The 11,050-nt window shown below is 68.0% G+C and carries 12 protein-coding genes; 11 read left to right on the top strand and 1 reads right to left on the bottom strand.

The window, feature by feature from the left end; genetic code table 11:
* On the bottom strand, window positions 1-984 hold a 984-nt coding region (locus tag AB7U92_RS12915), incomplete at its 3' end, for a methyl-accepting chemotaxis protein (RefSeq protein ID WP_428577250.1).
* 211 nt (window positions 985-1,195) lie between these two features.
* Here AB7U92_RS12915 and urtA point away from each other — a divergent pair.
* The 11 genes from urtA to AB7U92_RS12860 all read left to right on the top strand — a co-directional run.
* Window positions 1,196-2,473 (top strand): urea ABC transporter substrate-binding protein, encoded by a 1,278-nt coding sequence (gene urtA, locus AB7U92_RS12910; protein ID WP_428577247.1) that lies wholly within the window; start codon window positions 1,196-1,198, stop codon window positions 2,471-2,473.
* Between the two features lie 137 nt (window positions 2,474-2,610).
* Window positions 2,611-4,194 (top strand): urea ABC transporter permease subunit UrtB, encoded by a 1,584-nt coding sequence (gene urtB / locus AB7U92_RS12905; protein ID WP_428577244.1) that lies wholly within the window; start codon window positions 2,611-2,613, stop codon window positions 4,192-4,194.
* Between the two features lie 89 nt (window positions 4,195-4,283).
* A complete protein-coding gene (gene urtC / locus AB7U92_RS12900) occupies window positions 4,284-5,360 on the top strand; it encodes an urea ABC transporter permease subunit UrtC (protein WP_428577242.1) in 1,077 nt (358 codons plus the stop codon).
* Complete coding sequence (urtD, locus tag AB7U92_RS12895; protein WP_428577239.1) at window positions 5,357-6,238, top strand: urea ABC transporter ATP-binding protein UrtD; 882 nt, start codon at window positions 5,357-5,359, stop codon at window positions 6,236-6,238. The genes urtC and urtD overlap by 4 nt, the downstream gene beginning before the upstream one ends.
* Window positions 6,239-6,249: 11 nt before the next feature.
* Window positions 6,250-6,942: an urea ABC transporter ATP-binding subunit UrtE gene (urtE, locus tag AB7U92_RS12890; protein ID WP_428577253.1), complete on the top strand. Its 693-nt coding sequence runs from the start codon at window positions 6,250-6,252 to the stop codon at window positions 6,940-6,942.
* Between the two features lie 37 nt (window positions 6,943-6,979).
* The gene (locus AB7U92_RS12885) at window positions 6,980-7,654 is read left to right on the top strand and encodes a glutathione S-transferase (RefSeq protein WP_428577236.1); all 675 of its coding nucleotides are present in this window, start codon (window positions 6,980-6,982) and stop codon (window positions 7,652-7,654) included.
* A 131-nt stretch (window positions 7,655-7,785) separates the two neighbouring features.
* Window positions 7,786-8,259, top strand: a complete 474-nt coding sequence (locus AB7U92_RS12880; protein WP_428577233.1) for a VOC family protein — start codon at window positions 7,786-7,788, stop codon at window positions 8,257-8,259.
* Window positions 8,260-8,347: 88 nt separating this feature from the next.
* Entirely contained in the window at window positions 8,348-8,512 is a 165-nt protein-coding gene (locus tag AB7U92_RS12875; protein ID WP_428577230.1) for a hypothetical protein, read from the top strand.
* A gap of 110 nt (window positions 8,513-8,622) precedes the next feature.
* Complete coding sequence (locus AB7U92_RS12870; RefSeq protein ID WP_428577227.1) at window positions 8,623-9,864, top strand: 2Fe-2S iron-sulfur cluster-binding protein; 1,242 nt, start codon at window positions 8,623-8,625, stop codon at window positions 9,862-9,864.
* Window positions 9,864-10,448, top strand: coding sequence for a hypothetical protein (locus AB7U92_RS12865; RefSeq protein ID WP_428577225.1), 585 nt, complete (start codon window positions 9,864-9,866; stop codon window positions 10,446-10,448). Before AB7U92_RS12870 ends, AB7U92_RS12865 begins: the two co-directional genes overlap by 1 nt.
* The coding region (locus AB7U92_RS12860) for a cytochrome c3 family protein (protein ID WP_428577222.1) at window positions 10,445-11,050 on the top strand (606 nt) is incomplete at its 3' end. The genes AB7U92_RS12865 and AB7U92_RS12860, both read left to right, overlap by 4 nt.

The raw sequence follows: 11,050 nt of genomic DNA, 5'->3' as shown, positions 1-11,050 counted from the left end.
GGCCAGCTGCGTGGCCTGGCGCGCGGCATCGGCGTTGCTCTTCACGCTGGCATTCATCTGCTCCATCGAGGCCGCCGTCTGCTGAAGGCTGGAGGCCTGCTGCTCGGTGCGCGTCGACAGGTCGGCACTGCCGTTGGCGATCTCGGCCGAGCCGCTGGCGATCGCATCGGAGGCTTCGCGCACGCGGCCCACCACCTCGGCCAGGCTCGCCTGCATGGCCGCCAGCGAGGCCAGCACGCTGCCCGGCGGCGCGGCGTGTGCGCCGGGCACCGGGCTGAGGTCGCCCTGCGCCACGCGGCGCGCCACGTCACCCAGCGCCAGCGGCTCGGCGCCGAGCTGCACCAGGATGCTGCGGCCGATCATCCACGCCAGCCAGGCGCCGCCGGCGAGCGAGGCGGCGAGCAGGCCCAGCATCACCGCCAGGAAGCCTTGTGCCTCGTCGAGCGCGACCTTGTTCTTGGACTGCAGCTTGGCCTCTTCGTAGTCGATCAGCTTGTTGATCGCGGCCAGCCACTGTTCGTACTGCGGCTTGGCCTCGCGCCACAGGATCTGGTGCGCGCCGTCGGCGTCGCCGGCGGCCACTTTGGCGATCACGGCGTTCGTCGAGGCCACGGCCTTCGCCTCGATGTCCTTGATGGCGCCGTACAAGGGCTTGAGGTCGCCGGTGTCCGCCGAGGTGTCGAGCAGCTTCTCCAGCGGGCCGGCGGAGTCGGCGTAGAACTTCGCGAGCTTCTCGATCGCCGCCAGTTCCCGTGCGCGCTCCTCGGCGCTCTTGCTCAGCGCCACGTCGCGCACCGCGATGGAACGGTCGTGCGCGGAACCGCGGAAATTGATCGCATAGCGCTGGATCAGCGAGTGTTCGGAGCTGTTGGCCAGCAGGGCGGCCTTGATCGACTGCACCTTGACCACGGCCATCGCCGTGACGATGACGAGCACGGACAGCAGAGCACCGAAACCGATCGCCAGGCGGCTTCGCACAGTCATCTGATAGAGGTTCATTTTTAGCATATGCAGTTTCGACCGTGCCGATTTCGGTGAGCTGCCCCCAATCTTGAGGGTGGATTCAATTGATGCTTTCAATCGAGCGGATAGGCGTGGCCTACGCCACCTTGCGTATTGGGCGTTTGCTGCACCGCACCTAACCTGCGCTCAGCCGGGAAGGACCCCGGATCAACCCGCCAGGAGAGACCCACCCATGAAGATCACCCGCCGCTTCGCCACGAAGTCGCTCACCGCGCTGGCCGCTGCCGCCTGCACGATGGGCTTTGCCACCATCGCCCAGGCCGCCGACACCATCAAGGTCGGCATCCTGCACTCGCTGTCGGGCACGATGGCGATCTCCGAGACCGTGCTGAAGGACATCGCCCTGATGACGATCGACGAGATCAACGCCAAGGGCGGCGTGATGGGCAAGAAGCTCGAGCCGGTGGTGGTCGACCCCGCCTCCAACTGGCCGCTGTTCGCCGAGAAGGCCAAGCAGCTGATCGACCAGGACAAGGTGGCGGTGGTGTTCGGCTGCTGGACCAGCGTGAGCCGCAAGTCGGTGCTGCCGGTCTTCGAGGAGAAGAACTCGCTGCTGTTCTACCCGGTGCAGTACGAGGGCGAAGAGCTCAGCAAGAACGTGTTCTACACCGGCGCCGCGCCGAACCAGCAGGCCATCCCCGCCGTCGAGTACCTGATGAGCAAGGACGGCGGCTCGGCCAAGCGCTTCGTGCTGCTGGGCACCGACTACGTCTACCCGCGCACCACCAACAAGATCCTGCGCGCCTTCCTGAAGGCCAAGGGCATCCCCGAGTCGGACATCATGGAGGAGTACACGCCCTTCGGCCACTCCGACTACCAGAGCATCATCGCCAAGATCAAGAAGTTCTCCTCCGAGGGCAAGAAGACCGCGGTGGTGTCGACCATCAACGGCGACTCCAACGTGCCCTTCTACAAGGAACTCGGCAACCAGGGCCTGAAGGCGACCGACGTGCCGGTGGTGGCCTTCTCGGTGGGTGAGGAAGAGCTGCGCGGCGTCGACACCAAGCCGCTGGTGGGCCACCTGGCCGCCTGGAACTACTTCATGAGCATCAAGAGCCCGGCCAACACCGCATTCGTCAAGAAGTGGAGCGACTACGCCAAGGCCAAGGGCATCCCCGGCCACAAGGACAAGCCGCTGACCAACGACCCGATGGAGGCCACCTACATCGGCATCCACATGTGGAAGCAGGCGGTCGAGAAGGCCAAGAGCACCGACACCGACAAGGTGATCGCCGCGATGGCCGGCCAGACCTTCCCGGCGCCGGGCGGCTTCATGTCCACCATGGACAAGGAGAACCACCACCTGCACAAGCCGGTGTTCATCGGCGAGATCAAGGCCGACGGCCAGTTCAACGTGGTGTGGAAGACCAAGGGCCCGGTCGTGGCCGACCCGTGGAGCGACTACATCGCGGAGAACAAGGGCAAGAAGAACGTTCCGGAAAAGAAGTGACTCCCCCCCGTAGCGCCTGACGGCGCTCCCCCCCAGGGGGGCGACGCCAGCGGACCGGCGAAGCCGGATCCGCGGCGTCCGCTCGCTGGGCGGGCGGTCTTCGACCTGCCCGCCCCTTGCTTCGACTTCCCTTGCTCATGATTCATCGCCTGGTTCTTCTTTGTCTGTTGCTGTGCAGCCCGCTGGCTGCGCTGGCCCTCACGCCCGAACAGGCGCGCGGCATCGCCATCGGCGACAGCGACGAACGCATCGCGGCGCTGAACCAGGCTGCGGCGGCGGGGGCCGAAGGGCTCGGGCCGTTCGTGCAGGCGCTGCTCGACGACTCGGTGAAGGTCGCCGGGGATCGCGTGTTCGTCGTGCAGGGCGACACCGCGGTGGAGGCCGCCACGGGCGTTGCGGCGACATTGCCGGCAGACGCCGAAGACGTGGTCAACAACAACCGCATGCGGGGGGCGTTGCAGGCGGCGCTGGCCGCACTGCAACTGCTCTCGCCGGACCTGCAGACGCGACGCGAATCGGTGGCCGAACTGCTCAAGCAGTCGCTCGACGAGTCGCAGCTTCCCCTGCTCGACAAGGCGCTGGCGGCCGAGAGCGATGCCTCGCTGAAGGAATCGCTCGAGCGCATGCGCGCCACCATCCTGGTGGCCTCGCCCGACAAGGACAAGCGCCTGGCCGCCGTGGCCGAACTCGCCGGCAGCCGGCAGAGCGCGGTGGCGAGCCTGCTGCAGGAGCGCCTGGCGCCCGACGCCGAGACCGACCCGCAGGTGCGCGCCGCGCTGACGCGCGCACTCGACGACGTGCGCTCGCGCCTGGCCTGGGGCGAGCGGGCCGGCGTGGTGTTCACCGGCATCAGCCTCGGCTCGATCCTGCTGCTGGCGGCGCTCGGCCTGGCCATCACCTACGGCCTGATGGGCGTGATCAACATGGCCCATGGCGAGCTGCTGATGATCGGCGCCTATGCCACCTACGTGGTGCAGAACGTCTTCCGCAGCCACCTGCCCGGGATGTTCGACTACTACATCCTCGTGGCCATCCCCGCGGCCTTCCTCGCCTCGGCGCTGGTCGGCGCGGCGATGGAGCGCAGCGTGATCCGCTGGCTCTACGGCCGGCCGCTGGAGACGCTGCTGGCCACCTGGGGCATCAGCCTGGTGCTGATGCAGGGCGTGCGTTCGCTGTTCGGCGCGCAGAACGTGCCGGTGGAAAACCCGGCCTGGCTGTCGGGCGGCGTCAGCCTGATGAGCAACCTCACGCTGCCCTTCAACCGCATCGCCATCATCGCCTTCGCCGCGCTGGTGCTGCTCGCCGTGGCGCTGCTGATCGCGCGCACGCGGCTCGGCCTGTTCGTGCGCGGCGTGACGCAGAACCGCCGCATGGCCGCATGCGTGGGTGTCAACACCGCACGCGTCGACACCTATGCCTTCGCACTCGGTTCCGGCATCGCCGGGCTGGGCGGCTGCGCGCTCTCGCAGGTCGGCAACGTGGGGCCCGACCTCGGCCAGAGCTACATCGTCGACAGCTTTCTCGTCGTCGTGCTCGGCGGCGTGGGCCAGCTCGCCGGCACGGTTTACGCGGCGCTCGGCCTGGGCGTGCTCAACAAACTGCTCGAGGGCTGGGCCGGCGCGGTGCTGGCCAAGATCATGGTGCTGGTCTTCATCGTCATCTTCATCCAGAAGCGTCCGCAGGGCATCTTTGCCATGAAGGGCCGGAGCGCAGAAGCATGAGCGCGGGAAACTTGACCCCCCCCGTGAACGCCTTCGGCGTCCCCCCCCAGGGGGGCGCATCCAGCGGCCCGGCGGAGCCGGTTCCACGGATGCTGCTTGGATTGCGCTCGTGGTTCGCCATCGTGGCTGCGCTGATGGCCGTCGTCGTGCTCGCGCCGGTGCTCAACCTGGTGGTGCCCGAGGGCAGCGTGTTCCACATGAGCGACTTCGCGGTGGCGCTGGTCGGCAAGATCATGTGCTACGCCATCTGCGCGCTGGCGATGGACCTGATCTGGGGCTACACCGGCATCCTCTCGCTCGGCCACGGCCTGTTCTTCGCGCTCGGCGGCTACGCGATGGGCATGTACCTGATGCGCCAGATCGGCCGCGACGGGCAGTACCAGTCCGACATGCCCGACTTCATGGTCTTCCTCAACTGGAAGGAGTTCCCCTGGCACTGGGCCTTCAGCGACAGCTTCGTCTTCCAGATGGCGATGGTGGTGCTGGTGCCGGGCCTGCTGGCCTTCGTGTTCGGCTACTTCGCCTTCCGCTCGCGCATCAAGGGCGTGTACTTCTCGATCATCACGCAGGCGATGACGTACGCGGCGATGCTGCTGTTCTTCCGCAACGAGACCGGCTTCGGTGGCAACAACGGCTTCACCGACTTCAAGCGCATCCTCGACATCCCGATCGCCACGCCCACCACGCGCATGGCGCTGTTCGTGATCACCGGGCTGGTGCTGATCGGCTTCTATCTCTTCGCGCGCTGGCTGGTGGCCAGCAAGTTCGGCCGCGTGCTGATGGCGATCCGCGACGCCGAGAGCCGGGTGATGTTCACCGGCTACGACCCGATCCGCTACAAGCTCGCCATCTGGGTGATCTCGGCGGTGATGTGCGGCATCGCGGGCGCGCTGTACGTGCCGCAGGTGGGCATCATCAACCCGAGCGAGATGAGCCCGGCCGCCTCGATCGAGATGGCGATCTGGGCGGCGGTAGGCGGGCGCGGCACGCTGATCGGCCCGATCGTCGGCGCCTTCGTGGTCAACGGCGGCAAGAGCGTCTTCACGCAGTACTTCCCCGAGTTCTGGCTCTACGTGCTAGGGGCGATGTTCATCGCGGTGACGCTCTTCCTGCCGCAGGGCATCGTCGGGCTGTTCCGGCGCGCGAAGAAGGAGGCCCGCTCGTGACCCCGGAACTCATGAAGGCGGGCGCGAAGATCCGCGAGGAGCACGAGAAGATCGTCGCCAGCAAGGCCGTCTCGGGAGGTGCCAGCTACGGCCGCCTGGTCACGCCCGGCGAGGTGGACACGGCGCACGGCGCCATCCTCTACCTCGACGACATCACGGTGAGCTTCGACGGCTTCAAGGCGCTCAACGCGCTGAGCCTGTCGATCAGCGCCGGCGAACTGCGCTGCATCATCGGGCCGAACGGCGCCGGCAAGACGACGATGATGGACGTCATCACCGGCAAGACACGGCCCGATGCCGGCAAGGCCTTCTTCGGCTCGACCATCGACCTGCTGCGCCTGCGCGAGAACCAGATCGCCACCATCGGCATCGGCCGCAAGTTCCAGAAGCCCACCGTGTTCGAGCATCTTTCGGTGTTCGAGAACCTCGAACTCGCGCTCAAGACCGACCACGGCGTGCGCGCCTCGATGTTCTTCCGCCTGACCGGCGCGCAGCTCGACCGCATCGGCGAGGTGCTGACGCTGATCCACCTGAAGGACAGCGCGCAGCGCACCGCCGGGCTGCTCAGCCACGGCCAGAAGCAGTGGCTGGAGATCGGCATGCTGCTGATGCAGGACCCGAAGCTGCTGTTGCTCGACGAGCCGGTGGCCGGCATGACCGACGAGGAGACCGAGCGCACCGCCGAGCTCTTCCTCTCGCTCGAAGGCAGCCATTCGCTGGTGGTGGTGGAGCACGACATGAAGTTCATCGGCGAGCTGACGCAGGGCAAGGCGAACAAGAAGGTGACCGTGCTGCACGAGGGCAGCGTGCTCGCCGAGGGCTCGCTGAAGGATGTGCAGGCCAACGACAAGGTGGTCGAGGTGTACCTCGGCCGATGACTGGAACCACCATGCTCAAGGTCGACGGCATCAACCAGTACTACGGCGGCTCGCACATCCTGCGCGGCGTGAGCTTTGAGGCGGCGCTGGGCGAAGTGACCGTCGTGCTCGGCCGCAACGGCGTGGGCAAGACCACGCTGCTGAAGTCGCTGATGGGCGTGGTGCCGGTGAAGACCGGCAGCATCCAGCTCGACGGCCGCGACATCACCCGCGACAGCCCCTTCGAGCGGGTGCGCAAGGGTGTGGGCTACGTGCCGCAGGGCCGTGAGATCTTCGGCCGCCTGACGGTGGAGGAGAACCTGCGCATGGGCCTGGCCACGCGCCCCGGCGGCACGCCGATCCCGGCCGAACTGTTCGACCTGTTCCCCATCCTCAAGCAGTTCCTGCACCGCCGCGGCGGCGACCTTTCCGGCGGCCAGCAGCAGCAGCTGGCCATCGCGCGCGCGCTGGCGGCCGGGCCGAAGCTGCTGATCCTCGACGAGCCCACCGAGGGCATCCAGCCGAGCATCATCAAGGACATCGGCCGCGTGATCCGCATGCTGGCCGACCGCAAGACCATGGCCATCGTGCTGGTGGAGCAGTACTACGACTTCGCCGCCGAACTGGCCGACCAGTACCTGCTGATGGAGCGCGGCGAGATCGTGCAGCGCGGGCGCGGCGCCGCGATGGAGCAGGAGGGCGTGCGCGAGCGCATGTCCATCTGAGCCCATCCACGGGCGGCCACGGGCAGAATCGCCGCCCATGACCATCACCGTCCACCACCTCAACGATTCGCGCTCGCAGCGCGTGCTCTGGCTGCTCGAGGAGCTCGCGCTGCCCTACGAGATCCAGCACTACCAGCGCGACAAGCAGACCATGCTGGCGCCGCCGGAGCTGCGCGCGGTGCATCCGCTGGGCAAGTCGCCCGTCATCACCGACGGCAAGGCGGCGGTGGCCGAGTCGGGCGCCATCGTCGAATACCTCGTCGACCGCGAAGGCGGCAAGCTGCGCCCAGCGCCCGGCACGCCGGAGTTCCTGCAGTACCGCTACTGGCTGCATTTCGCCGAAGGCTCGGCGATGCCGCCGCTGCTGATGAAGCTGGTGTTCGACAAGGTGGCCAGCGCGCCGATGCCGTTCTTCGTCAAGCCGGTGGCGCGTGGCATCTCGGCCCAGGTGCTCAAGAGCTTCGTGATGCCCAACATCGAGCGGCAGCTCGACTTCATGGAGGCCGAGCTCGCCCAGCGACCGTGGTTCGCCGGCGCCGAGTTCAGCGCGGCCGACGTGCAGATGAGCTTTCCGCTCGAGGCCGCCGCGCAACGTGCCGGGCTGGACGCGAGCCGGCCGAAGCTGATGGACTGGCTCGCGCGCATCCACGCGCGGCCGGCTTACCGCCGCGCGTTGGAGCGGGGCGGGCCGTACAGCTTCGCCAACGATTGAGGCGGGTCGCTCGGGGCCTGTCGAAAACCGCGGTGCCCGAACGTCGAGGCAGGCGGGCGGCTGCAGGAGGCGGCCCGCGAGGCGCCGCCTTTCCTGCGGCGGCGTTCCACGCCAACCCATGAGGACCGACCATGCCCAAGAACACGATCTGCCTGTGGTTCGACCACGACGCCGAAGCAGCGGCGAGCTTCTACGCCGCCACCTTCCCCGACAGCCGCGTGACGGCGGTGCACCGCGCCCCTGCCGACTACCCGTCCGGCAAGGCCGGTGACGTGCTCACCGTGGAGTTCACCGTGGCCGGAATTCCCTGCCTCGGCCTGAACGGCGGCCCGGCGTTCCGGCACACGGAGGCCTTCTCCTTCCAGATCGCCACCGAAGACCAGGCAGAGACCGACCGCTACTGGAACGCCATCGTCGGCATCGGTGGCACGCCCAGCGCCTGCGGCTGGTGCAAGGACCGTTGGGGCCTGTCGTGGCAGATCACGCCGCGAGTGCTGACGGAGGCACTGGCCGCCGGTGGTGACGAGGCCCGGCGAGCCTTCGAGGCGATGATGTCGATGGAGAAGATCGACGTTGCGGCCATCGAGGCGGCCCGCAGGGGCTGACCTCGGTGCCTCTGCTCAGAATTCCTTCAGCGCGAGAGCCCATGCTCCGGTCACGCCGACACGGCGCATGAACCCGAAGGAGCCTGACATGAACGCCGATCTTCGCGACTTCCTCGCCCGCCTGGCCGGCACGGTGGCCATGACGCTGGTGCCCGTGGTGCTCATCGCATTCCTGTCGATGCCGTTGAGCCTGGGGCGTCATCCCGGCGAGCCCCCGCTCGATGCCGATGCGCCCGCCGCACACATGACCTGAGCGCAGCCGTTGCGCTTGATGCCACTCAAGCGCACAGGGAGGGTCGGCTCCCACAATCGCATCATGATCGGCCGCATGGCGTTGACCTGGCGTGGAGCGGCGGAGCCGCGATGAGCGCCATTGAACTGCTCGGCTGGATCGTCGCGGCGCTGCTGCTGCAATTGACCGTGGGCATCGGCGTGGTGGTGCGACGCCGGCGTGCGGCGGCGCCGGTGATATCGGTCCAGTCCGCCCCGAGCGTGCCCAGACCGCAACTCGCCTGGGAGGGATGGCGGGAGTTCCGCGTCGCAAGGCGCAGCTTCGAGGACGCCGCACGAACTCAGTGCTCGTTCTACCTTGAGCCCGTCGATGGCCAGCCGCTGCCAGCCTTCCGACCCGGCCAGTTCCTGACGTTCTCGCTGGATGTGGCCGCGAGTTCGGCCGAGGGAGCGTCGACACGGCGTGCCATCACGCGCTGCTATTCGCTGTCGGATCGGCCCGACCCGGCGCAATACCGGGTGACCATCAAGCGAGTGCCGGCGCCGGCCGATCACCCGGAGTTCCTTCCGGGACTGTCGTCGAACCACTTCCACGACCATGTGCGGGCCGGTGACGTGCTGCGCGTGAAGGCGCCGTCGGGGCATTTCTTCCTCGATCCCGATCCGTCCGTGCCCGTGGTGCTGGTTGGCGGCGGCATCGGCATCACGCCGATGATGAGCATGCTGGGCTGGTGCATCGCGAACCAGCCGCAGCGGCTGGTGCACCTCTACTACGGCCTGCGCAACAGCGACGAGCATGCCTTCAAGTCGGCGCTGCAAGAGATGGCGGCCTCGCACCTGGCGTTGCGGCTGCACGTCGTCTACAGCCGACCGCTGGCGGCCGATGTGCCGGGGCAGGACTACCAGCACGCGGGACACGTGGACGTGGAACTGCTGCGCCGGACGCTGCCGCACGGAAGGCACCAGTTCTACGTCTGCGGTCCGCCGGCCATGATGCAGACCCTGGTGCCCGCGCTGGCCGAGTGGGGCGTGCCCGTCGCCGACATCCACTACGAGGCGTTCGGGCCGGCGTCGGTGAAGTTGCCGGGCGCATCCGAACCCGCCGCGGCGGTGGCCGTCGGCGTGGAGGTGAAGTTCCAGCGTTCCGGCCGCACGCTGGCGTGGGAAGGCCAGGACGCCTCGCTGCTCGACTTCGCCGAGCGCCACGGCATCGAGGTCGAATCGGGCTGCCGCTCGGGCGGCTGCGGCAGCTGCGAGACGCGCCTGCTCGAAGGCTCGGTGCAATACGAGCACACGCCCGACCACGACGTCGCGGCCGGCCATTGCCTGCTGTGTGTCGGCCGGCCGGCCAGCTCGCTGGTGCTGGAGGCCTGATGCCGCTGAAGGCCCGACTGTTCCAGCGCGAGGTGCTCCCGTTCGTCGCGAGCTTTGCCCTGCTGGCCGTGCTCGCCCTCGCGCTCGACGGCCTGCTGCACTGGCTGGACCTGCTGTGGGTCGGCCGCTGGCTCGGCATCCCGGGCACGCTGCTGATCATCGGCTCCACCGCCTACTCGCTGCGCAAGCGCAAGCTGATCCGCAGCGGCCATCCCGCGAAGCTGCTGCGCTGGCACGAGTTGCTGGCCTGGCTGGGCTCGCTGCTGGTGCTGGTGCACGCCGGCGTGCACTTCAACGCCATCCTCGGCTGGCTGGCGGTGTGGGCGATGCTGATCAACGTCGGCAGCGGCCTGACCGGCAAGTTCCTGCTCGACCGCTCCCGGCGGCGGATGGAAGAAGCGCGCCAGCGCATGCGTGCCCGCGGCCTGCCCGAAGCCGACCTCGAAGACCAGCTCTACTGGGACAGCCTGACCTTCGATGCCGTCAAGCAGTGGCGCGTGGTGCACTTCCCGATCACGCTGGCCTTCGCCGTGCTGGCCACGGCGCACATCGTGGCGATCTTCCTGTTCTGGGGCTGGCGGTGAAGAAGCGGCCGCCCATCCTGTGGATCGTCGTCGCGCTGAACCTGGTGGTGCTGGTCGCGCTGGTCTTCGCCTATCCGCACCTGATGATCAGCCCCGGCCCGCTGGTGAAGGGACACGAGGAACTCGCCACCGACTGCTTCGCCTGCCACGCCGCCTGGCGCGGCGCCGCGACGACGCGCTGCACCGAGTGCCATGCCGTGGCCGATGTCGGCCTGAAGACGACCAAGGGGGTGCCGATCCCCACCCGCACCGTCAAGGTCTCGTTCCACCAGGAGCTGATCGAGCAGGACTGCATGGCCTGCCACAGCGACCACCAGGGACCGAAGCTCACCAAGCGCAGCCGCAAGCCCTTCTCGCACGCGCTGCTGAAGGTGACGGTGAAGGAACAGTGCTCGACATGCCACGCCGCGCCGAAGGACACGATCCACCGCGACCTGAAGGCGGAGTGCAGCCAGTGCCACGGCGACAAGACCTGGAAGCCGGCGCACTTCGAGCACAGGCTGCTGGCTGCTGCCGTGCTCGACCGCTGCGACAGTTGCCACAACGCGCCGACCGACCGACTGCACCGCCAGATCCAGGGCAGCTGCAAGAGCTGCCACAAG

Origin of the sequence: Piscinibacter sp., from assembly GCF_050175855.1 — a bacterium.
Taxonomy (GTDB): Bacteria; Pseudomonadota; Gammaproteobacteria; order Burkholderiales; family Burkholderiaceae_C; genus Piscinibacter.
The sequence above is the reverse complement of the archived record's forward strand: the minus strand, read 5'-3'. Positions and strand labels throughout refer to the sequence as shown.

What these genes read in the sequence shown, in the direction of transcription:
- urtA (WP_428577247.1), top strand. Translation starts at nt 1,196, where the DNA reads ATGAAGATCACCCGCCGCTTCGCCACGAAGTCGCTCACCGCGCTGGCC.
- urtB (WP_428577244.1), top strand. Translation starts at nt 2,611, where the DNA reads ATGATTCATCGCCTGGTTCTTCTTTGTCTGTTGCTGTGCAGCCCGCTG.
- urtC (WP_428577242.1), top strand. Translation starts at nt 4,284, where the DNA reads ATGCTGCTTGGATTGCGCTCGTGGTTCGCCATCGTGGCTGCGCTGATG.
- urtE (WP_428577253.1), top strand. Translation starts at nt 6,250, where the DNA reads ATGCTCAAGGTCGACGGCATCAACCAGTACTACGGCGGCTCGCACATC.
- AB7U92_RS12885 (WP_428577236.1), top strand. Translation starts at nt 6,980, where the DNA reads ATGACCATCACCGTCCACCACCTCAACGATTCGCGCTCGCAGCGCGTG.
- AB7U92_RS12880 (WP_428577233.1), top strand. Translation starts at nt 7,786, where the DNA reads ATGCCCAAGAACACGATCTGCCTGTGGTTCGACCACGACGCCGAAGCA.
- AB7U92_RS12875 (WP_428577230.1), top strand. Translation starts at nt 8,348, where the DNA reads ATGAACGCCGATCTTCGCGACTTCCTCGCCCGCCTGGCCGGCACGGTG.
- AB7U92_RS12870 (WP_428577227.1), top strand. Translation starts at nt 8,623, where the DNA reads ATGAGCGCCATTGAACTGCTCGGCTGGATCGTCGCGGCGCTGCTGCTG.
- AB7U92_RS12865 (WP_428577225.1), top strand. Translation starts at nt 9,864, where the DNA reads ATGCCGCTGAAGGCCCGACTGTTCCAGCGCGAGGTGCTCCCGTTCGTC.